The organism is Colwellia sp. MB02u-14, assembly GCF_014076915.1.
Classification (GTDB): domain Bacteria; phylum Pseudomonadota; class Gammaproteobacteria; order Enterobacterales; family Alteromonadaceae; genus Colwellia_A.
On the sequence record NZ_JACGUX010000087.1, the window covers coordinates 152,513 to 174,938 of the forward strand.

The 22,426-nt window shown below is 35.8% G+C and carries 25 protein-coding genes; 11 read left to right on the forward strand and 14 right to left on the reverse strand.

The annotated features are described in order from the left end of the window. The first annotated feature begins 98 nt into the window (after nt 1-98). Genes H4J52_RS17060 through H4J52_RS17070 form a run of 3 tightly spaced genes read left to right on the forward strand, consistent with a single transcriptional unit; the run spans nt 99 to nt 4,246 of the window. A complete protein-coding gene (locus H4J52_RS17060; RefSeq protein ID WP_182182046.1) occupies nt 99-974 on the forward strand; it encodes an HlyC/CorC family transporter in 876 nt (291 codons plus the stop codon). A gap of 2 nt (nt 975-976) precedes the next feature. After that, nucleotides 977-2,575, forward strand: coding sequence for an apolipoprotein N-acyltransferase (gene lnt / locus H4J52_RS17065; protein ID WP_220460128.1), 1,599 nt, complete (start codon nt 977-979; stop codon nt 2,573-2,575). A 9-nt stretch (nt 2,576-2,584) separates the two neighbouring features. Beyond that, the gene (locus H4J52_RS17070) at nt 2,585-4,246 is read left to right on the forward strand and encodes an amidohydrolase (protein ID WP_182182045.1); all 1,662 of its coding nucleotides are present in this window, start codon (nt 2,585-2,587) and stop codon (nt 4,244-4,246) included. Nucleotides 4,247-4,311: 65 nt separating this feature from the next. Here H4J52_RS17070 and H4J52_RS17075 read toward each other — a convergent pair whose 3' ends face one another. Further along, nucleotides 4,312-5,280, reverse strand: a complete 969-nt coding sequence (locus H4J52_RS17075) for a diguanylate cyclase (protein WP_182182044.1) — start codon at nt 5,278-5,280, stop codon at nt 4,312-4,314. 2 nt (nt 5,281-5,282) lie between these two features. Continuing rightward, the gene (locus tag H4J52_RS17080) at nt 5,283-6,392 is read right to left on the reverse strand and encodes a response regulator (RefSeq protein WP_182223378.1); all 1,110 of its coding nucleotides are present in this window, start codon (nt 6,390-6,392) and stop codon (nt 5,283-5,285) included. Between the two features lie 175 nt (nt 6,393-6,567). Between H4J52_RS17080 and tpx the strand changes: the two genes are divergently transcribed. The 5 genes from tpx to H4J52_RS17105 all read left to right on the forward strand — a co-directional run bounded on the left by tpx (nt 6,568) and on the right by H4J52_RS17105 (nt 10,351). Then, entirely contained in the window at nt 6,568-7,233 is a 666-nt protein-coding gene (tpx, locus tag H4J52_RS17085; RefSeq protein ID WP_182182042.1) for a thiol peroxidase, read from the forward strand. Between the two features lie 289 nt (nt 7,234-7,522). Further along, entirely contained in the window at nt 7,523-8,014 is a 492-nt protein-coding gene (locus tag H4J52_RS17090; protein ID WP_182182041.1) for an Hsp20 family protein, read from the forward strand. A 224-nt stretch (nt 8,015-8,238) separates the two neighbouring features. Continuing rightward, complete coding sequence (locus tag H4J52_RS17095) at nt 8,239-9,219, forward strand: methylenetetrahydrofolate reductase (protein WP_182182040.1); 981 nt, start codon at nt 8,239-8,241, stop codon at nt 9,217-9,219. A 220-nt stretch (nt 9,220-9,439) separates the two neighbouring features. After that, nucleotides 9,440-10,144, forward strand: coding sequence for an ABC transporter substrate-binding protein (locus tag H4J52_RS17100; RefSeq protein ID WP_182182039.1), 705 nt, complete (start codon nt 9,440-9,442; stop codon nt 10,142-10,144). A gap of 15 nt (nt 10,145-10,159) precedes the next feature. Beyond that, entirely contained in the window at nt 10,160-10,351 is a 192-nt protein-coding gene (locus H4J52_RS17105; RefSeq protein ID WP_259366516.1) for a hypothetical protein, read from the forward strand. Here the strand turns inward: H4J52_RS17105 and H4J52_RS17110 are convergent, their stop codons facing one another. Genes H4J52_RS17110 through H4J52_RS17120 form a run of 3 tightly spaced genes read right to left on the reverse strand, consistent with a single transcriptional unit; the run spans nt 10,352 to nt 12,735 of the window. Beyond that, on the reverse strand, nt 10,352-10,690 hold the full coding sequence (locus H4J52_RS17110; RefSeq protein WP_182182037.1) for a HopJ type III effector protein: 339 nt from the start codon (nt 10,688-10,690) through the stop codon (nt 10,352-10,354). A 27-nt stretch (nt 10,691-10,717) separates the two neighbouring features. After that, the gene (locus H4J52_RS17115; protein WP_220460127.1) at nt 10,718-11,857 is read right to left on the reverse strand and encodes an RNA polymerase sigma factor; all 1,140 of its coding nucleotides are present in this window, start codon (nt 11,855-11,857) and stop codon (nt 10,718-10,720) included. A gap of 2 nt (nt 11,858-11,859) precedes the next feature. Next, the gene (locus H4J52_RS17120; protein ID WP_182182036.1) at nt 11,860-12,735 is read right to left on the reverse strand and encodes an alpha/beta fold hydrolase; all 876 of its coding nucleotides are present in this window, start codon (nt 12,733-12,735) and stop codon (nt 11,860-11,862) included. Between the two features lie 194 nt (nt 12,736-12,929). Here H4J52_RS17120 and H4J52_RS17125 point away from each other — a divergent pair, with 194 nt between their 5' ends. Beyond that, nucleotides 12,930-13,169: a hypothetical protein gene (locus tag H4J52_RS17125; RefSeq protein ID WP_182223376.1), complete on the forward strand. Its 240-nt coding sequence runs from the start codon at nt 12,930-12,932 to the stop codon at nt 13,167-13,169. A 196-nt stretch (nt 13,170-13,365) separates the two neighbouring features. Here H4J52_RS17125 and H4J52_RS17130 read toward each other — a convergent pair whose 3' ends face one another. The 5 genes from H4J52_RS17130 to H4J52_RS20160 all read right to left on the reverse strand — a co-directional run bounded on the left by H4J52_RS17130 (nt 13,366) and on the right by H4J52_RS20160 (nt 17,100). Beyond that, complete coding sequence (locus H4J52_RS17130) at nt 13,366-13,755, reverse strand: acyl-CoA thioesterase (protein WP_182225294.1); 390 nt, start codon at nt 13,753-13,755, stop codon at nt 13,366-13,368. 184 nt (nt 13,756-13,939) lie between these two features. Further along, nucleotides 13,940-15,421: a VCBS repeat-containing protein gene (locus H4J52_RS17135; RefSeq protein WP_182225295.1), complete on the reverse strand. Its 1,482-nt coding sequence runs from the start codon at nt 15,419-15,421 to the stop codon at nt 13,940-13,942. A gap of 169 nt (nt 15,422-15,590) precedes the next feature. Beyond that, entirely contained in the window at nt 15,591-16,124 is a 534-nt protein-coding gene (locus H4J52_RS17140) for a redoxin domain-containing protein (RefSeq protein ID WP_182225296.1), read from the reverse strand. 98 nt (nt 16,125-16,222) lie between these two features. Then, nucleotides 16,223-16,687, reverse strand: coding sequence for a hypothetical protein (locus tag H4J52_RS20155; protein WP_259367880.1), 465 nt, complete (start codon nt 16,685-16,687; stop codon nt 16,223-16,225). Further along, nucleotides 16,630-17,100: an alpha/beta hydrolase gene (locus H4J52_RS20160; RefSeq protein ID WP_259367881.1), complete on the reverse strand. Its 471-nt coding sequence runs from the start codon at nt 17,098-17,100 to the stop codon at nt 16,630-16,632. Before H4J52_RS20160 ends, H4J52_RS20155 begins: the two co-directional genes overlap by 58 nt. Before the next feature lie 296 nt (nt 17,101-17,396). Here H4J52_RS20160 and H4J52_RS17150 point away from each other — a divergent pair, with 296 nt between their 5' ends. Beyond that, complete coding sequence (locus tag H4J52_RS17150) at nt 17,397-19,829, forward strand: DUF748 domain-containing protein (RefSeq protein WP_182225297.1); 2,433 nt, start codon at nt 17,397-17,399, stop codon at nt 19,827-19,829. Between the two features lie 37 nt (nt 19,830-19,866). On the opposite strand, the gene H4J52_RS17155 is transcribed toward H4J52_RS17150, so the two are convergent. From H4J52_RS17155 to H4J52_RS17170, 4 genes are all read right to left on the reverse strand, one after another. After that, nucleotides 19,867-20,139, reverse strand: coding sequence for a hypothetical protein (locus H4J52_RS17155; protein ID WP_182182029.1), 273 nt, complete (start codon nt 20,137-20,139; stop codon nt 19,867-19,869). A gap of 90 nt (nt 20,140-20,229) precedes the next feature. Further along, entirely contained in the window at nt 20,230-20,871 is a 642-nt protein-coding gene (locus tag H4J52_RS17160; protein ID WP_182182028.1) for a LiaF domain-containing protein, read from the reverse strand. A 189-nt stretch (nt 20,872-21,060) separates the two neighbouring features. Continuing rightward, entirely contained in the window at nt 21,061-21,477 is a 417-nt protein-coding gene (locus tag H4J52_RS17165) for a hypothetical protein (protein ID WP_339379418.1), read from the reverse strand. A gap of 131 nt (nt 21,478-21,608) precedes the next feature. Then, nucleotides 21,609-21,848 carry a hypothetical protein gene (locus H4J52_RS17170; protein WP_182225298.1) on the reverse strand — a complete coding sequence of 80 codons (240 nt, stop codon included), beginning with the start codon at nt 21,846-21,848 and terminating at the stop codon, nt 21,609-21,611. Between the two features lie 153 nt (nt 21,849-22,001). Between H4J52_RS17170 and H4J52_RS17175 the strand changes: the two genes are divergently transcribed. Further along, the gene (locus H4J52_RS17175; RefSeq protein ID WP_182182026.1) at nt 22,002-22,328 is read left to right on the forward strand and encodes a DUF2956 domain-containing protein; all 327 of its coding nucleotides are present in this window, start codon (nt 22,002-22,004) and stop codon (nt 22,326-22,328) included. The last annotated feature ends 98 nt before the right edge of the window (nt 22,329-22,426 follow it).

The following is a 22,426-nucleotide window of genomic DNA, read 5'->3' on the forward strand; positions in this document are numbered from 1 at the left end:
TATAATCCATTACAAAAATATCAATTTACTACTTGAATTTATTGTCAATTGATTAGAAACTAAGCAACAAGTTAACTTACAGGAAATAAATAAGCTCTATGAGCGATGACCACCCCCACTCTAGCAACGGCTCTGCAAATAAATCGATACTTGATAAATTAGTACAAGTTTTCACTGGAGAGCCCAAAAATAAAGATGAACTGGTTGACGTATTAAATGACGCAGAAGATCGCGACTTAATTAAACCTGAAACTAAATTAATGATCCAAGGTGTATTAGAAGTTTCTGATATGCGTGTCCGCGATATTATGATCCCAAGATCACAAATGGTCACGCTTGATATTAACGACCCTATCGAACTTTCCTTACCTATCATTCTAGAGTCGGGACACTCTAGATTTCCTGTTATTAACGACGATATAGATCACATTGAAGGTATTTTATTGGCTAAAGACTTGCTTGCTTACGGTTTTGGTCAGCAAGAAGAGTGTACAATAGCAAAGGTTATTCGTCCGTCTATTATCGTTCCAGAAAGCAAACGAGTAGAACCATTGTTACAAGAATTTCGCTCGCAGCGCTATCATATGGCCATTGTTGTAGACGAATACGGTGGTGTTTCAGGTGTGGTTACCATTGAAGATATTCTTGAATTGATTGTTGGCGAAATTGAAGATGAAACTGATGATGAAATTGAACAAGACATAAAGTACCTTGCTGGTAATGTTTATCAAGTGAAAGCGCTCACAGAGCTTGATGACTTTAATGAATACTTCAATACTCAATTTAATGGCAATGACGCAGATACTATCGGCGGTGTAGTTTTACATCAATTTGGCCATATGCCCAAAAAAGGTGAATTAATAACGATAGGTGATTTTGAATTCAAAATTACTGCGGGTGATAATCGACGTATCCAAAGTTTGCATATTACCGTTCCAAAAGATCATAAAATAACTGGCAAAATTGTCGACTAACCTTGATAAATATCAATACGCTCGTTAATCGCCTAATACACCCGCTACGCGCTAACTTATTTAATAAGCGTAACTGGCTCAGCTTTATTGCTGGGCTAAGTTTAGTGCTTGCATACGCGCCATTTTCTCAATGGTGGGTCATGTTTGTTGTTCTGCCATTATTTTTTAATTCAATTAATGGTGCAGAGGTAAAGACAGCAGCAAAACAAGGCTTTATTTTTGGGTTAGGCTGGTTTGCTAGCGGTATTAGTTGGGTGCATGTCAGTATTGATCAATATGGTGGTTTACCACTGTTTTTTTCACTTTTATTGATGTTATTACTTTGCTGTTATCTAGCGCTTTATCCTGCACTTGCATGTTATTTATCAAGTAGATTTGCACCAAAGCGGCAATTTTCATTGTGGCTACTGCCACCTTTTTGGCTCATTGCTGAATACTTACGCGCTAATCTTTTAACGGGGTTCCCCTGGTTATCCATTGGCTACAGCCAAATAGACGGTCCTTTATCAAGCTTCGCTCCCTTAGTGGGTGAAGTAGGTATTGGCGCTATTTTACTGGCAAGTAGCATCACCTTAATAAATATTGTTAATAACCATTACCGAAAGTCACACTTATTACTGTTAGTGTGCATTTTTACCAGCGCCTTTTCATTGTCAAATGTACAATGGTTAACTCTCACGGGCAAGACAGTAACAACAGCACTCGTTCAAGGTAATATTGAACAATCAATGAAATGGCAGCCAGAAAGAGAGTGGCCGACGTTATTAAAATATCTTGACCATGCCCGAGAAAACTATGATGCCGATATTATTGTTTGGCCAGAGTCAGCTGTAACAGCACTAGAGCCAACAGCACAAGACTTTCTGACTATGGCTGATAAGTCGGCGGCATTGAATAATAGTGCCATTATTACTGGTATTTTGAATTATAAATATGACTCAAAAGCTTACTTTAATTCACTGATCGTACTCGGTAAGAAAGAAAGTGATGACGAGACTGGGCACTATCGCTACGGACACCCTAATCGTTATAATAAAAGCCATCTTCTGCCTATCGGTGAGTTTGTTCCTTTTGGAGAATTACTCAGAAAAGTTGCACCAATATTTAATTTACAATATTCATCATTTACCCGTGGAGATTATATTCAACCAAACCTGATGGCTAAGGGGTATCACCTCTTACCACTTATTTGTTTCGAAATAGCCTTTCCTGAGCAACTCGCCGCTAACTTTACTGATGAAACCAATATTTTACTCACCGTAAGCAATGATTCATGGTTTGGAGATTCACATGGTCCTCATCAGCATTTAGAAATTGCACGAATGCGCGCGCTGGAGTTTGGTCGACCTTTACTTCGCGCAACGAACAACGGTGTTACCGCCATTGTTGATTATCGAGGTAATATTGAAGCTAAACTGCCACAATTCACTGAAACTGTGCTCAAAGCAGAAATCAAGTTAGTACATGGGAAAACATTTTATAGTCAATATTGGCAATTTATTCAGGGGTTACTGCCATTAATACTGTTAATTTTATTTTTCTCCCTTTATCCTCTATTGAATAAAAATAATACATTAAAAAATAAAAATTATAAAACCTAGGATTTATTTATGAAAATACTGAATAAGCACTTGCTCACAACAATCTCTTTTCTCCTGCTATCAAGCAGCTATGCCATTGCACAAACAACTATTATTACCAATGTTCAAGGTTACACACTCTCAGATAAACAGTTAAAAGAATTTACGGCGATTCAATTCACCCATGATAAAATTGATAAGCTCTTTACAAAAGGTGAAACCGTACCTCAGTCTGAGAATGTGACGGTAATAGATGGTCAGGGCAAAACCTTACTTCCAGGTTTGATTGACGCCCATGGCCATATATTGAGTTACGGATTAAGTTTGATGCAAGCTAATTTAGTTGGCACACTTTCAGAAGACGCTGCCGTAGAATCGGCCATTAATTATGCTAAAGCCAATCCAGGTATTGCTTGGATACAAGGTCGTGGCTGGAATCAAACTCAGTGGGAAAACACAAAGTTTCCAACCGCAAAATCTTTAGATAAACACTTTCCTAACACGCCTGTTTGGTTAAGTCGTGTTGATGGGCATGCGGGCTGGGCGAACACTAAAGCGATGGAACTTGCTGGCATAACATCTGCAACAAAAAGCCCAGCGGGCGGCGATATAATTCGTGATGAATCAGGTAAGCCAACTGGTATTTTCATAGATAATGCTATGGACCTAATGACCAAAAGCATCGCTCCCTTAACGAGGCTAGAACAAAAATTAGTGTTAAAAAAGGCCCTAAATAAATTGGTCTCTTTTGGCTTAACCAGTGTTCATGATGCTGGTATTTTTACAGACAACCTTGAGTTATTTAAAGAACTCAGTAGTGAAGGCTCTCTCCCGATTCGTATCAATGCTATGTTGTATTTACCTTCAAAAAATTGGCAAGCAACACTCAAACAAGGTCCGTTCAATAGCCGTGATGACATGCTGAATTTTAATAGTGTAAAAATTCAAGCTGATGGCGCTTTAGGTAGTCGTGGTGCTTCGTTAATTGCAGATTATTCAGATCATGCGGGGCATAAGGGGCTTATGCTACATGAAAAAGAAGCATTAACCCTTTATATGAATACGGCAATGAATGCAGGTTTTCAGGTAAATACTCATGCTATTGGTGATAATGCGAATAAAGTGGTTTTAGACTTATATCAAGCGCAAATAAAAGCGACCCAGACTCAGGCATTACGTCATAGGGTTGAACATGCACAAATATTGCGTTTGAGTGATATTCCTCGTTTTGCTGAGCTTAATATCATCGCTTCAATGCAAGCGACTCATGCCACTAGCGATAAAAACATGGCTGTTGACCGAATTGGTAAGCAGCGTATTTTAGGTGCGTATGCTTGGCGAAAACTAATGAATGCTAACGCAGTTATTGCCGCTGGCTCAGACTTTCCTGTGGAGTCTCCTAACCCATTCTTTGGTTTACACTCTTCAGTAACTCGCCAAGATCAACAAAATCTACCTGAGAATGGCTGGTACAATGAGGAAAGTATGACGCGCTTAGAAGCTTTTAGAAGTTTCACTATTGATGCGGCTTATTCTGCACACCAAGAGAAAGTAATCGGTAGTCTAGCAGCAGGTAAAAAAGCAGATTTTATCTTATTAGAAAATAATTACTTTACCGAAAACCAGCAAAACATTTGGAATAATAAAGTACTCGCCACTTGGGTTAACGGTAAGCAAGTATACCAACAATAAAGATGTGAACTTAAACGCATAAAAAAAGCCCTTATGGGTTTTTTTTATGCGTCTGTTTTAATGGGTTAAGCTATTGGGTTAGTATGCAAAGCTATTTGGTTTCGCCCAGCGTCTTTGGCACGGTACATGGCTAAATCAGAACACTCTATCCAAGCTTCATAACTTTCAATGCTAGTATCAATTTCAGCAATTCCCATACTTACCGTATATTTCACGTCGATATCATTGTATTTGACTATTGACTTTTCAATCTCTTCCCTGAGTCGTTCAGCAAATACTTTGCCGTTATCTAATGTCGTATCCGCTAATAATATAACAAACTCCTCTCCACCATAGCGCCCCGAAACATCAGTTTCTCGGACATGATGACGGATGAGCCCTGAAATATGACGAATAACTTCGTCACCCACAACGTGTCCATAGGTGTCATTAACGACTTTAAAATTATCGATATCAATCATCACGAGACAACTTGGGTTCTGACTACGTATCCAGCGTTTATATTCCGCTTGTAAGCAGTGCTCCCAGTGCGTGCGATTAAATAATTTAGTTAAACCGTCAGTTTGACTTAAAATCGCTAATTCTTTATTTGCTTGCACCAAATCTTTTTTATGAGAAGCGTTGTCAGTAACATCATAAATAATTAAGCATAAATGGGTAACAACCCCTGTTGCTGACATTAACGGAATAAAGGTGGTGTTTTGATACATGTAATCAGCTGCACCGGTGATGGGACGATAATTTTGAAACTTAAATAAATAGGGACGCTGCTCCCAAATGGTAAAAGCTTTGTTTTTTAATAAAAATACTGATTCAGCTTTACGCTTAAACCATGCTTCTGGAATTTCATCAAATAAAGGGAAGAGCACTTTATCTTTGACTTCACGTGGCAGTAAACCGCTGTGGTTTTCCATGAAGCCATTCCATATTTGCACCTTATAATCTCTATCTAGTACAACCAACCCCACATCGATGGTATGCAACATTTCCATTAACCAATGTAATTCATTTATCTGTGATGTTTCTAATGACATAGTTAATCCAGTAAGTAAGAGATTTTATTATTAAGTGTTCGCATAGACTCTTCAGTGAAAAGTAAGAGTAAATCACACTTTATTGAATAGTCTTCAATGCTATAGCTAATTTCAATAGCTAATGTACGTTTCCACTTTTTAGAGTTTGTTGCGATGAGCTCTGATATTTTTTTATGCTGCCCTAAAACAACAGGATGTCCTTGGCTAAAAGGCATATCTAATTGCGCTGAAACGCCGTTTAAACAAGCGCCAATGAGCACATTAGCTAAATCCATAAGTAATTCAAGCTCTGTACTTTCATCAACTTCATACGTGTAATTCATTAACGAAGCAACATCTTTAAAACTTGAATCATTTAAAATAAGTAGCGCTTCTCCAGAAATACCCGCACCAATAAAACCTTGGCAAATACCCGAAGTACTTTCTTGTTCTTCAACATCAGATAACGCCATACTCAGTTCACTAACCTCAATTAAATTGACATTAGGGATAGGGAGTACGACAAACACATCAAGTAAGCGTGCTAATAGATCCCCAGCTTGTCCCATAGCCACATTCGCTATTTCTTGATAACAATCTCGTAATTCAGGGTCGAGGAAAAAGGCTTCCTCTGGTAGTTCTTTTTCAATGCTAACAGCTTCAGCAGCCTGTGTAATCGGTGTCAGTTCAATATGTGCAGGTGACATTTCTATTACTGGAGATTTTTCTAAAAGAACAGGCAATAGCTCTTCTTTATTGCTCTGCTGAGTAAAAATACCGTAGGCAGAAAGTATTTCTGTTAATTTAGTCTTATTGACGGGCTTTTGAATAAAATCTAATGCCCCCAAACTTGTAACACGCTGATGTGCTTCTGGCTGTATATCACCGGAAATAACAATCACCATGGTATTTAGATCTTCTTTGATAATAGTTTCAAGTACTTGATAACCATCCATTACCGGCATATTCAAATCAAGTAAAAGCACATCGCCTTTACCTGCTTTTATTGCTTCAATGCCTTCTTTGCCGTCGGTGGCAAAGCTTATATCGACATCCCAGTCATCAGGTAAAGAGCGTGCTACCTGCTTACGCGCCATATTTGAGTCATCACAAATTAACAAGGGTATTGACATATTTTCATTTTTCCTATTTTTGAGATAATAGTTGAGGTGATGATTTTTCAACATTTTACTGTTTATCTATAAATAACAATAGATAATATTTGAAATAATGCACTAAATAATGGCTATTTTTTATCGTCAAAGTTAACATCTATTCATCAATAACTTTATAACGCGCTTAAACACTATGAAATTTTCAACGATATTCGTTAGCCTTCCACTGCTATTAACTTTAAATAATTTTACTCTTTTTAAGGCGTCAGCTAATTCACTTCACGAAGATAACTTACAACAAACAACAAATTTAGTTAAGGCAAACAACAAATTTATAACCTTATTAGGCACACAAGTCGATGTTGGTCAAAAGGCTCCTAATTTTAAAGTGGTTAATGAAAGCTTTGTCCCGGTAACACTACATGAATTCTCGGGGAAAAACTTACTTATCTCAATAGTCCCAAGTTTAGATACCGGTATATGCTCTTTACAAACAAAGCGTTTTAATGAAGAAGTAGCAAACTTGCCAACAGATATTGTCATGCTAACGATTAGCAATGACTTACCCTTTGCACAAAAACGTTTTTGTGAAACAGAAAATATTGATAAAATAAGAGTGTTATCTGACTCTGTATGGCGAGATTTTGGTACAAATTATGGCTTGCTTATTAAAGATATGGGATTATTAACTCGAGCGATATTTATTATCGATTCATCTGGAATAATTGCTTATAAAGAAATTGTTGCCGATATTTCAAAACATCCAAACTATGAGCTAGCGCTTTCAACAATCATAGCCCTTAGCCCAATAGAGAGCTCCCCCCAAGAAAGTAGCCCTACAAACATTGAAAAAAAATAAATTAAATATCAACACTTTAAAATAATTATTTGTTTTTATTTATAGATAAACTTGAAAAGCACAGCATCGTTCCCATCTTTATTAATGTAGTCGCCATAAGTTTAAAGGGGCTACATTAACCGCCTGTTCAATATTGAAAGGCACTTAAAATTCTTTTGAATAATAATTTCAGCCTGTCTATTTCGCGACTAATTGTTGGCCATAGTAAGCACAGAAATATTCCAAAGGAAATCACATATTGCTAATACCCTCAACGATACATTAGGGTATAACTAATAGGATATGAATTATGCGTACACAAACAGATTTCAGCCCACTTTACCGCTCATTTATTGGTTTTGACCACTTAGCAGGGTTAATTGAAAAAGCATCTCGTTCAGACAAACAATCATCTTACCCTCCCTATAATATCGAATTACTTGCTGAAGACCAATACCGTATTACGATGGCTATTGCTGGCTTTGCCGATGAAGATCTTGATATTGAATCAAAAGAAAACACCTTAATCGTTACGGGTACTAAACCAGTAAGCGATAATATTTCACCCAGAAACTTTTTACATCAAGGTATTGCAGAGCGAAATTTTGAGCGAAAATTTCAGCTCGGTGAACATGTTAAAGTTATTGGTGCTTTTATGAATCATGGTTTACTTCATATTGATTTAGAAAGAGAAATACCAGAAGCATTGAAACCAAGAAAAATAGCAATAAATGGTAAAAGTTTACTGCAACCACGCGCTGCTTCAAGAACTAATCATTCGATAAGAGCAAACGAAAGCTAAACTTTTATTGATTAGGTTTCTCCCTTATATTTTTTGCCCAGTCATTGACTGGGCTTTTTTATGGGTAAGTAATCTAGTGCGCCAGCAATAATATTCACATAAAGTGCTTCATTCCCTTTTTATTTTTTTATCGATAATAAAATATAAATATAGCGCAGATTTATAACGACCAAGCAGGTATTATAAAGTCATCAGTTTTATCAAAATTATGGTATAGAAATAAAGTGAACAAAGGATCTGAATTAAGAGCTCGTTATAACGATAACACCCGTGGCGTCTATTTTATTGGTACAACCCCTCCCAAAAGCGATACTGCTGTAGAACAAGTTGAATTAATTGCAGAAAAGCTGCTTGAACGCGTTAGTGATATTGATTTCGATGGTTTGATTGTTTACGATATACAAGATGAAAATTCTCGTACGAATATACCTCGCCCTTTCCCTTTTAAATCAACATTAGATCCCCGTTACTATTCATCGTTACTACAAGATAAATCTCAACGTCCGGTGATCACTTACAAGAGTGTTGTTCAATCAAATAGTAATGACTTTAATCAATGGGCTAATGAAGCTTGGCAGAAATATGACATTCGTGATGTTGTTCTTGTAGGAAGCCCTTCTCAAAAGAATAATATTTCACTACCGCTTGCCAGTGCATATAAAACTTTAGTTGATAACAAAAATGATTTCTTTATCGGCGGTATTACCATCGCAGAGCGTCATGCAAATAAAGGTAATGAACATACTCGGTTAATAGAAAAGCATCAGCAAGGATGTAACTTCTTTATCTCTCAAGCTATTTATAACCCACAAGCCACCATAGATATGTTAACGCGCTATGCGATCGAATGTCAGCAACAAGGATTAAAACCACAACGTATCATTTTAACGTTTTCACCGTGTGGCAGTAAAAAGACATTAGAGTTTATTGAATGGTTAGGCGTCAGCGTACCTGAAGCGACCAGCTTACGTATCCTTAACGCACAAAAACCGCTTTATGAATCTATTCGTATCTGCTTAAACACACTTCAGCAAATACTCGACGCCGTATTACCCTATGATTTACCATTAGGTTTGAATATAGAAAGCTTAACTAACCGTAAAGAGGAAATTGACGGTTCAATTTTATTATATAAATTACTTCGTTCGACAATGGAAAACTATTTATCAAAGCAAGAACTTGAACGATTAATTCATCAGCAATAATAATTTACTTGAACGCTATTTAATGGTTTGTAAGGTAAATTTCGTTTGGTTATTTAACTCAACTCAAGATATATTTACATGTTCTTAGGAGTATATCGCCAGTAAATTTGAAGAATAGTTCAGTAAAATAATGTTTAGACAAACATTTATTAAGCAGATTTCACTGTTGTTGTTATAGTTAAGTGATATAACGACAACAGTAACTGTGAGTTTGAAAAACATGAAGTGGATTTCAATTTTTTTGTGCATATCTTTAAGTGCCCAAGCTGAAACCATTAAGGTGGCTCTCTCTTTTGAAGGACACCCTCCTTATTCATTTGGAGAAAAAGAACATCGCGGTATTTATGTTGAAGTATTTCAAGAAATTTTTAAACTCACCCCTTACCAATTAGAATTTGTTTATCTTTCATCTGCGCGAATACGTTCTAGCTTTATAGAAGGTAAAGTCGACATTGAATGTTGCCCTATCGCCAAGTGGCGTTCAAGCGAAAGTACGATTTCTTTATACAGCCAACCGTTATTTAAAACCGAGGATGTTTTTGTTTTTCCACAAGGCCAATTCAGAAAAATTGACGTATTAGCAAACGAAACCATCGCTACGATTAAGGGCTTTGGTTATGCTTTTGATACCTTATTTAAACGCTATGATGTAGAAAGTGAGCTAAAACTTTTAAAGCTTATTGAAGGTAATAGGTTACATGTTGGTATTGCTAACCAAACCATTGTTAACTACCTGAGTAATATTCATCAATTAAACATAGAAACGGGGCAAGTGCATGAGTCTTCAATACGCCCATTACGTATACAAAAATCTAAAGCCTATATCGTGCCTGTTATTAATCAAGCGATTAATAGATTAAAACAGGAAGGAAAAATACGCGCAATAATAAATAAGTATACTCATCCTTTAACAAAAGCGAATTAGCATTTGAAACTGATCATGAAAACAGAATTTGATAATTTAAGAAAGAATTCAATACACCAATACCAATCAGATTCCAATGGTGATAGAGAAGTGGTCAAAATATATTTTGGCGACTTACTTATCGCCAAAATGATCAAACTTAAAAAATCTATTCGCTATTTTGGCGTAAAGGGTTACCAGCAATATCTCTTAGAAGATAAGGTTTAATTAAGAGAGCGCAATACCTTCAAAGTGAATACCTTGCCCCCCCTGCTTGATAAATTTTCTAATATTTCCGTGATCTGTCCCCTCAGGATGAAGTAAAACATCTTGACGGTAATATTGACCAAAACACGCTAATGTTGCCTGGTCAGACAAATGATGCAACTTTGCAAAATAAAAAATCTTACATGACCCTTCATTGGTACCAGCCTCATTAAGGAGTTCTCCATTACTAAACGTACAAGGCTTATAATGGTAGGTAGCCAAAATAACAGCCATCACTTCGTTAAATTCAACCTGCGCGGGTGTGGCACTTAACTTTTCAAGTAAATCATTTAATTGCATACAATTCCTATTTAAATTATTTTTTTGTTAAAAAAAGGTCGTAAATCGACCACTATTATATAAGCCAACCATCAGACCAGTGCAACCTCCTACAAAACCTACTATGAGACCAAATTGGCACCAAAACTGATCTTTTCTTGATTGCTGCATCAAATCAGTGTCAGTTAATTTTGTTATATCCTTCGGAAGTCCAACAAGTGCGTTCACTTGTTGAGTTGAGCGATAGATAAAATAAAATAATGTTATAAAACATAAAAAAGGCATCCCCCAACCTTCTGTAAATTCATAACTTAAGGTAAATAAAATACCACTAAGGAACAATTGAAAAGCGGTTTTATTACGTAAAACCTTAAGCTGAGCTTTTTGTTTTTCATCTACCAATTTTTCAATGACTTTAGACATGCCAATATAACTTGCCACCATACCAAGTAAAGCGCCGAGCATCGCTCCTCCTAAAGCTAGCAGTATTTTTACTAACCAATGACCTTGACTGCTGACTATACTTTTTGTGACTACTGCAGCCGCAACAGGCGAGCTCACTGAAAGCCCCGATAAAACTAACGTCGCTAAACTTAACGGACTTGTTGATAATATAACATGACCATAACGTGCTAATACTTGGTCTTTTATTAAGGCCCGCACGCGACTTAAACGTTTTCTGACTGTCGCTGTATTTAAGCCTAATAAGGTGGCTACTGATTCGGTATTCTGCTGTTCTCTATAATATAGCAGCACAATTTCCCGACTCTCATCAGGTAATTGAGCTAAAAGAGTTTGGATTAAAGTATTCTGTTCTTCCCTCAGTAATCCTACGTCAGCTGAATGACTAGGGTCAATAAGTGTAGCAAGCAAAAGTTCAGTTTCATCTCCTTTTATGTTTCGGTTAACTTTTTCATCTCTTATATGGTTTAACGCAGTGTAGCGCGTTATTTGTCGAACCCAAGGTAAAAAGCTTATATTTTCTTTTAGTTGATTTATTTCCTGCCAGACTTTAATAAAAACTTTTTGGCTAACATCTTCACTGCTATCAAGATCTTGGGTAATAGCTAAAGCAATAGAACCAACTGTATTAGCTAACTGTTCAATTAAGCGGGTAAAGGCAAGTGAATCACCCAACTTTGCTAAAGCAATATCAGGCAGCAGTTGTTGTTCATCAGTAAGTAGCATGTTTATAAGACGCCCTGTAAAAATAAATCAGTTGCTGCCATTAGCCATTCATTATCGTCCCACATAATAAAATGTCTAGCATCAGTATTGGTAATTAAATGAGCATTGGGTACAGTTTCTATTTGTTGTTGGTATAGAGCGGTAGCGAATCGACGAGACGCTTCATTGGTAAATGCACCTTGGGCAGCAATAAGTAACACGGGTGTTTTAACCTTTTTTAGTGGCTCCCTTAAATCATTAAGTAATAAAAAATGTAAAGCTGAAGCCACTGTATTTTGATCAGATACTTTTGCCATAGCAATAACCGCTTGTTGATTTTCTATTGACGTTGCTTGAATAGCAATGGTTTGTTTAGTCATATCAGCCATTTGCTGAGCTGTTGCCTGTTGATAGATATTTTTTATGTAGTCAGCTTGTTGCCGCATGTCTGTTGGCGTAGTCGCTAATGTTTTGGTAAATATTGGCGCAATATAGGGTAAGCCATCGACGGCAATAACCGCAGAAAATAGCGTTTCATTTTCTATTACTAGACTATAAGATAAAAATGCCCCTAAGCTATGACCCATTAATACTGGCTTTTGTAATTTATGGTGCTCTATGTAACTTAATAATTCAGACTTAACTTGAGGCATAATATTATCTGCCGCTGCACATGCTGCTGTATTAGCAAACCCTGCAATACTGACCGTATGTACTTGATAATTTTTTGCTAAATATTTTTCACTTTGCTGCCAAACACGTCCATCACTCATTAACCCTGGAATTAAAATTAAGGGTTGCCCTGTTCCTTGTACTTCAACACGAATACAACTGTCGGCTTTAGTATTAAGACTCATCGAAAACACAAGCACTGCTAATATTATATGTACTATATTCATACTGGTCCTTAAAATAATGTATAAAAAGAGAAAACTTCTTATTTCATTAACAAGACCCCATGACATTTTACTTTGTGACATCTATTTAAATTAACCTTCGAAATCTCATGTAACATTTATGATTAATTTCGCTATAGAGCGAATAAGATTTCTTTGCTAAGCTCATTTGTATTGAATACAAAAAGGAATGGAGCATGAAAATATTTCAAAATAAAGAGGTGCAAGGACTGTGTTTATGTCTCGCTGTAATGGGATTAACTTATGCACTCTTGTTAATGCTTTTAGTTATGTTTACTGGCATAAAGTTATATAAAACAATAATCGTTGTCGCTACTATTTCAAGCATACTTTTCACAATGGGCCTGAATAAACAGGTTAAAAATAGACTGCGATTACAAATTGAAGGTTTATTTGCAAAAAAAATGAGTGCTTAGCTTTTATCGTTCATGCGGAAGTATTCACTATAGCGTTCACTAAAATGGGCGAATAAAGACAGGTCATGAAAAATAGATTTTTTTATCATACATTACAGCCACATAAAAAATAGCATTATAAATCAATAGGTAATTTTAATTTACAATGCTTATTTTAAAAGAAAACGCCAAACAAGGGATCACTGTGTTGGTAAATTTATAACGTTTCTTGCGCTTGTAAAGCCGCTAATGTTTTTCCGTGAGGAATAGGTTCTTTGGTTTTAGGGTCAACTTGCACAAAGACAATATCGTCAGCTAAGCAGATGGTTTTTTTAGTAATTTTATTACGCATTAAACAAGTAATGGTAATTGAGGTTCTGCCAACGCTTTTGGTCGATAGACCAAACTCAACAACATCTCCCTGCACAGCTGGAGATTCAAAATTAATAGCGCCAATATGTTTAGTCACTAAGCAGTTAGTCTCTAATTGACAAATGGCAAAAATCGCTGCTTCTTCATCAATCCACGCTAACGCTCTACCGCCAAAAAGTGAGTTTGCATAGTTTAAATCATTAGGAAGAACCAATCTACGGGACAAAAAACGCATAATATAACCTTAAAAATCGTCATTTATTGCTATCTATAGCGCAATGACATTACTAAAAAAAGATTGTGGTATCGATGATTTATATAGCATAAATCATAAGAATGCATCGAAGATATCGAAACGCCTTGTGAACCATGACACGATACCCTTCAACATTTATAGTATAGCGAATTTTTAGTGTTAATTAACTCGCAGATAACCATAAGGTGAGTTTATGCTCACCGACTTCTTTTTCTTCGTCTTCATCATAGTGTTTACCATATAAAAAGAGGATGTCTGCTTTACCATCGTTGTTAAAATCTTTAACTTCGGTGCGAACACTCTTAGGTAACGCAATTTCGTAATCAGCACCACGTTTAGCAAATAAGCGCTTACCTTTAGCGCCTGAATAAATAGTGAATTCTTCATCATCAGTCTTGAGGATCAAGTCGTTAATACCGTCACCATTAAAATCGCTTACCTCAGTAAGCGCTTCACCGTCACTGCTTGAACCAATTGACACTTCAACTTCATTTTCATAAGAAGGTTTTTTAACATATTTGCCATTTTGGCCTAATTTATAGAATCGTAAATCCATATCAATAGCACCAGACATTGCAGACATCATTGTGCCAATCCCCATTTCAACACTCAGTGTGTAGTAGTCTTTCAAGCCATCGCCGTCAACATCTTTAAACTTAATCATACCTTGACCATCAAAAGTAGCTTGACCATCAGCTTCTTTCTTATAACTCATGATACCATTGTCGATAAAGCCATAACGCAACATAAGTACATTAGTTCTAGACATCATGCCTTCTCGTACCGATTCTTTAGTGACTATATCAACGAGGCCATCACCATTAATATCTTCAATAGTTTCAAGATTCACATCTGCACTTTTTTCACCTTGCTGTTTTTTTATCGCAGAGTTTTTATTTTCTAAATGAGCATTTAAGGAAACAGTCATTATTTTATTATTAAATGATTTATCTTCTGATTGAGCAAAGACTAACAATTGGTCATCAACTTGGAAGGCAATATCTTTTTTATCATCATGTGTAAAATCAGCGTGATAAAAATTTTGTGGTTTAAAGGATATACCACTACCCGACTTTTCAATCCGAGGAGAAATAGCTAACGATTGATGAGTGAATGACCCATCAGGTTTTTGCAGATACAGATGAGTTTTATCTAAACTGTAAGTAATAAAGTCGCTTAGCCCATCTTCGTTAAAGTCTTGGACAAATTCACCAAAGTTCATTTCAAAAATGCTTTGATATTTATATAAAGTATCAACATCTAACAATTTGCTGAGTGTTTTATCTTCTATATTGTAAGACATCACCGCATCGCCGGTTAAATATACGACAACTTCATTTTTCTTATTAGCTAATTTTGCTTGATTATAAAACTGCGCATTATCAGGTGTTTCAATAAGTTGAGCTTTTTTTGTTAAGCCGTCTTTAGCAATGCGTGGGTAATAGCTAAAACGTTTATCGTCATGAATGAGTAAATCAACATCGCCATTTCTGTCATTCAAATACAACAGTTTTCCCGTTATTTTATGTTCAGAATTTTGTTGAGATTTATGGAAGTTTAATTTATTCGCTTTGGCGAGTGATAAGGGGGAAGCTAACGTTGTTAATAATAAAGCTGTCGTTATTGTTGTTTTTGTTTTTGACATGATAATCCTTTAAAGTTTTATTTATTTGTCCCTGAGCATGAAATTAGCCACAAGGAAGTAGCACTACTGTTGATTACAAATAATTAACAAAGTTCAATTCTAATAAAATGGGTCGTAAAAACCAAATAGAGAATTGTAACAATTCCTGCCCTAATTCTGCTAGCCAGTCCTACCATTGAATAAGCTTGAGTTGCTCTTGCTCTTCAGCTAAGTTCATCTTTATTACTCTATTATCTTTACCTACCGTAATTAAACGAGGAATGCCACCTACGGCAAACTGTTGGTAAATACTACGATTAATATCTGTGGCTAATGGCACACGAATATTATTTTTGTCGCGCCACTTAATGACATCTTCGTTTGTTTCTTCGCGGTCAATTGCAATAACATCAACCGCGGGGTCATTCAATAATGGCGATTTATTGAGTGCTTTAACTGCTCGGTTAGAATCTGGGCAACAGGTTGCAAATAAAATCACCAACTTGCGTTTTTTATTATTCGTTAAATCAATAGTATTACCCTTAATATCAACAACATACTGAATAGGTAAGAGGTCGCCGCTATTAATAAATTCTTGATATTTAGGTATTGATTGTTCTCCAGGGTTTTTTTCTTTTATGGGAAGAGTAGTTTGGGCGGTATAAATTGACTGACACCCCGCAAGAAAAAAGGCACTTGTCATAAAAACGATAGTTTTATTCATATTCTAAATCCATTTAAAAAAGTGATGAGATGACTTATAACAGTATTACTCAATATTTAGTCGCGTAAAGGCTTATAAAAAGTAATTAAGGGGATAGCTTAGTGAGACTTCAACCATTTAACCAACTGCGGATAATGATCAATTCGAGCATTGGGATGAGTAAGAATATTAATATGATCGTAATTTTGCATATTGCCCAAAGATTTTGACAGTAAAGTAAACTTCGCCTGAGGGTTCGATTCATTAATGAAAATATTTACATCGCTAGCATGGCCTAAGACTTTATCGTTACTCCCAGTAAAATGCCATGTCGGTGGCCAATCTACCCGTTTTGCTGCTTGAAAGTAATCAAAGCCATCCGTAGTATCATGCCATTCGCTTTTTTTGACCCAAGCAACACTATCTGCTAATGATTGTCTTGTTTCGTTATCAGAGCCAATACCATGTTTTTTAGCATCTAAGAAGCCTTTTTGCTTTGCCAGTTTAGGGGCTAAATTATTCCAACCTATATTGACTTTAAAAAGTTTCTTTTCACGGTCACCATTCGTTTTGTTCCAAAACAAGTTTTACTGCGAATATTTTCCATAACTGCTGGAAACCTAGCAAGCGTACTCGCTAATAAAACACCTCCCCATGAATGGGCAACAAGATGAATTTTCTGCTTTGTTGTTTGAGAAATGTAATCGATAAAAAGTGGTATATCTTGGGTGATCGCTTCAAATTGACCATGTTCAGCACTTGCATCAATACGAGGAGTACTTTCACCTCGGCCACGTAAATCAGCTACATAAACATCAAACCCCTGCTCCGCTAAGTAGCAAGCTAAACCTTTACCTTTCTTAGTATAAAAAATCAAACCGTTTTCAATCACACCATGTAACATAAAAACGGGTATTCCCCCTTTTTTTTTCCAGATATGTCTTAAATGAAGTTGATGTTCACCTTGAGGTAAAAATAAAGATTCTTGATTTATCATAGGTTTATTAAACGTTAATTAAATTGGCAATAGTTAAAGGTCAGACCACTTAAAATGAGCATACGATGTTGAATCCTATAGAGCAATAAAAATTACTGAATCGACCTGATATTACTTACGCCATTACGACCATAACACTAGACAGTAGATAAAAAAGTCAATAACCTACGCACGCTTAACCAGAATATTGCAGTTAAGTATCCTTTGAGTAACAACGCCATCATGTTGAAAAGTAAATTCCCTTGCTCAACCGGATAATCAATTTTAATAACACGCCCCCTTAAATTAGGAAATGTATGTCTTCTTCTTTTGTAAAAACCGCCACTAAAACAGTCAAATTTGTCGGTTTATTCTTTATTGCTCTTTTTCTAGTTATTTGGATATCATCACCTTTTATGAGTCAACATTATCTCGGTAAGTACCTTAGTGAACAGCAGTTGATATTGGCTGATACAACCACCATTCGTTACAACCCTTTTTTGTCACGCTTAACGATAAGTGAACTTGCCATAACGACAAAAAACACTATTAAAAAGCCTGTTGTAGAGGTTAGATCATTAGCGGTTACGGCGAGTTTATATAGGCTATTAACCGATACTTTACATTTTTCAGAATTTGCTATTGATGGTTTATATCTTGATATTAATTTAAATAATAAAACACCGATAATTGGTGGTTTTGTGCTGGCTGGTAATACAGAATTTCCTTCGTCTTCTGTTACACAACCGGATGAAATTCAGCCAAAAAACAAACCGAATAATTATCAATTCTCGTTACCTAATTTTAGCCTCTCTAATGCTGTTTTTAATATAAGTGTGAAACAAAGTCAGCAAGAACTTGCAATTAATTCATTACTCATAAAAAATGTTCTCGCTTCAGCTCAAGCACAACGAGCTGAACTATCCCTTAACGCTTTCATCAATAAAGCTCCCTTACTTTTAACATTAAAAGCACAACTAGCTGAAAAAAAAGGTGAAATAAATTCAGAATTAACTATATCTGAATTGGCGCTGTCGCCATTTCAACCTTTTATAGCTGGTAATAGCACAGGGCAAGGCCCTTTAATAATGCAGGGCTCTGTCAGTATTAAGAGTAAACAGTTAGTTTCAATCACCGAGACTGCTACGCATATTAACCTTGAAAAATTTGAGCTGACATCAGCAGGCTTTAAGGCAGCACAAAGAAATAAAACAGTTGCACTTAATATCGACCCTTTATCTTTGCAAAACTTATCTATCGAACTCGTCAGTGACCAAGCCCCGAAGATATCAGGAACCGCTAAATTAAACGTCAATAATTTAATGGCGTACGATGAGATAGAGTCACAAGTTTTGGCCAAAATATCAGCGATAAAGCTTGATGACATTGCCATAACAACATTGGAGTCGCTAATAACAGCTAATATCGCCAACCTTGTTATTGAGCAAAGCCTATTTGCTGAAAACACCACCGATGAGCTACCACCTTTAGCCCAGTTCAAAAATTTAAATATTAATAATATTACGGTATCGCAGCAGGGTTTATCTATCGACACTATTAGCCTTTTAGGCTTAGCAATTGATACCAACCTTGATAAAGAAAAAAATATTACCGGATTGCCCGTTTCGCCAAAAGGTGAGCAACCTACTGAAGCGGCGATAGAAAAAGATGTCAATCAGCCAAATACTGCTGACGTAGCGACAAAGAGTACTGAATCACCCTTCTTATTGTCACTTAATAGCTTTTCATTGGGTGACAGCGCACAAATTCATTTTATTGACCGTAGTACCAGCCCTCATTATGAAAGAGAATTTAGTATCACAACCCTTAACGCTGGCCCTTTTGATAATCAAAAACCAAAGCAAGAGAGCCAATTTTCGTTAAAGGGAAGCAGTGATAAGTATGCTAATTTTGATTTGTCAGCCATTGCTAAGCCTTTTAGTCATGAAGACTTTTATCAATTAAAAGGTTTCTTCAAAGAAGTGAGCCTACCGTCATTATCAACCTATATCTCAGGCGCACTTAAACATGAACTTAAGAGCGGCCAGCTTGATGTAGAACTTGATATTACCGTTAATAATGCCAATATTGACGGTAATACCGTATTACTTTTAAGAGGCGTTGAACTTGGCGCAGCCAACGATCATGAAACGGGCACCATAAAAAGCCAGACATCAGTGCCGTTTAATATAGCATTAGGCATGTTAAAAGACGGCGATGGGAATGTAGAGCTAGATATTCCATTAACAGGCAGCACCAATGATCCATCGTTTGGCATGAGTGGTTTTATCAGCTTAATGGTTAAGCAAGCAACAATGTCAGCAGCTAAAGAGTATTTGATGGCAACATTTGTTCCCTATGCCAATGTTGTCAATATTGCTATATCAGCAGGTGGTTACTTACTCAAAGTGCGCTTTAATGACCTTGAATTCCCTGTAAAAGATACTCAATTAACAGATCAACATAGTAAGTTTCTCACTCAGTTTTCTTCGTTAATGAAAGACAAACTTGAGACACAGTTAACGTTATGTGCAATTGCAACACCAGCGGATATTAACAAACCCTTAGGTGCTGCAATTACCAACAAAGATGAAATAAAGCAACTCGCTAAATTGTCTGAGCAACGTCTCAATGCTTTTAAAGATTACATGGTTAAAGAACAAGACATTGCCTCTGCAAGACTGTTACTTTGCTACCCTAAAATAGATTCATCTATCGGTGCGAAGCCAAGGATTACCTTTACTGATTAGGCTTTATCAGTTTCATTTAACAAAAAACGCGAGCATATTACGTGCTCGCGTTTTTTTTATCTATTTTTTGTGCTTTATATTTACAAGTTTGATCATTCTCTCGTTTAACCCATAAAAAGGTTAGATACATTTTTGTAGGTAATGAAAAAATCAACCCAAAAGCCATACAGGCAGCGCAGATAATAATACCTTTTACGCCCATTTTTTCAGGCAGATCCGCATAAGATAAAAGATAATAGCCAAGTAAGAAAAGAAAAAGGCCAAAAAACATCATCACTTTTAGTAATTTAATCGTTTGCTTATCAGTCACTTTATCCCCTCTACTTTGTTAAGACTAAAAATAACATAAGGGATTTATAAAAGGTTTGCCGAAGTCAATAAAGTGTATAAATAATAAAAGCTAATTAAATATATCTTTTAAACCATCAGCAAAAGCGATAAAACGTTCTTTCAGTGTACGTTTAAGGGTGATATCTAAAGCTCCGAATAACACGACTCCTTCAACGTAAATGGTGGGGGCATCAATATAATCAGTAGATGGCGCTTTATTGTCGACACCACCAAAAACACAAAAAGCTTTTGAAACGACTTTCACATTTTCAGGCACATATATATCAATGCCACCAAACAAACAAAAGACTTTTACCGTAACTTCTCTTTGCGTAAATATGGCTTCACTAAAATCGATATCACAACCACCAAAAATATTTATTGACTTAATTTCTTTAGCGACACGCCATTCGCCACTGCGGCCACTTCCACTAAAAATATTAACAAGTAAATCACTTTCATCAGTTGGAGTAGAAGCATAATTAAAGCGAAAGTCTTCCTTTTTCTTCTCTATATATTCTTGATCGACGGTTAAGTCTAAATCTGCAACAAGTGAAACAAGCTCTTCATTTGATTCAAAAGCCATTGCTTGGTCTAATCGTCTTTCAAAAGCTTCATGTGAAAGCTCACCGTGACTATAATTCATCACTAATTGGTCAACAACCTCTTCTCTTACTTTATCGATAGGTCGGTCTGCAATGTTAACGGCCATCTTATTATTCCTTTAAACAGTTAAAATACGATTGAAAATAAAGCAATAAACAGACCATCAATAATAATAATAAATTACAATAACTTACATATATAGGGTAATAAAAAAACATAAAAGACATTATGATTTAGTACTTTTAACCATTATCCATGTAATTTAACCAACCCATCAAGCAAAAAATAAGGCTTGTTATTTACAATTACCATAAAATTGTGGCGCTAATTCATCATAGGCTTTATCAAGTCGATTAATCAAATCTGTTGAGGTATTAAATCTACTCGCTAAATAAAAATTACGCGTTAAATAATTGATAGAAAAAACAGGTTCTATTTTGTCAGCATAAGGTGAGTTTGTTGCTATGAGTGATGTAAAGTATGTTGAAGAGAGAACAATCAGTTCAACACGGTCAAAGGCTAACATTTGAATAAAATTATCGTTATTATAAGAAATAGACAGATTCTTTTCTGGTTCAAAACCTAGCCTTAATAAATACTCCGCTGATGCTTGCCCTTTTTGTGCATCAATAAGGTGATTTTTTGCTTCGGCTACTGAATTCAGTTGAATGTCAGGTCTGCTTTTTGACCGATAAAATGAAAATTCTATCAAACATAATGGTGCTACCCACCGAAATAAAGACTCTCTTTCTTGTGTCCTTAACAACGAAAATATAAAGAGATTAGGTTGCGTTAACGCTAATTGATAACCTCGTGCCCACGGAAATATCTTTACCTGATAATTTATAGACAGCGATGAAAGAGTAATTTTACTTTATCAACAGACAGTCCCCCAAGCTCACCGATTTCATTAATCACTTGGTAAGGCGGATAAATTTCAGATACCACCTGAATGACAGGTCGTTCTTTTTCTGAAGTTTTCGCTTCATTTTCATTATATGCATAACTATCCATACTAATAAAAATAAGTAAAATAAGTAAAATAAGTAAAATAAGTAAATTATTTTTAAATAATAAGGTCATAAAACAAGGCAATATTCAGTCAAAGTTTAACAACTACCTAGGTTGACATACGCATGATTTATCACTTTAAAAAGTTAAGATAAGCCTTGATCAACCGGTGAGGTTCTTATAAATTCATCCTTATGATATGAATATTAGACGATAATAAAATAAATGATGCATAAACAATCGCAAGAACGTCAAGTAGAAGCACAAAAAGTTGCCAAAAGTATACAAAAACCCAAGCAAACCAAAGAACAAACCAAGCTTATTGCTCAAGGCATTGAAAAAGGTATTGCCGAATATAAAAAGCAACAGGGGAAGAAATCACGAGAGCGAGATAAAGCTAAAAAATCACTATTAAGAGAAAAGAACAACCAAGAAAAACTCGCCACAAATAATATCGATGAAAGACCACAAACAAGAAAATCACTCAACTTACCTTGGTCGCTTTTAACATTAAGTTGGGTCAGCTTTATCCTTTATATTAACCTCTCATAAAAGCGAATAAAAAGTAATGATGCTAGCAAATGACTTTATAATGTAGCTCGATTTTTTTATCTTTACTTAAATATCGCACTAAATTAATACCCCCTAAA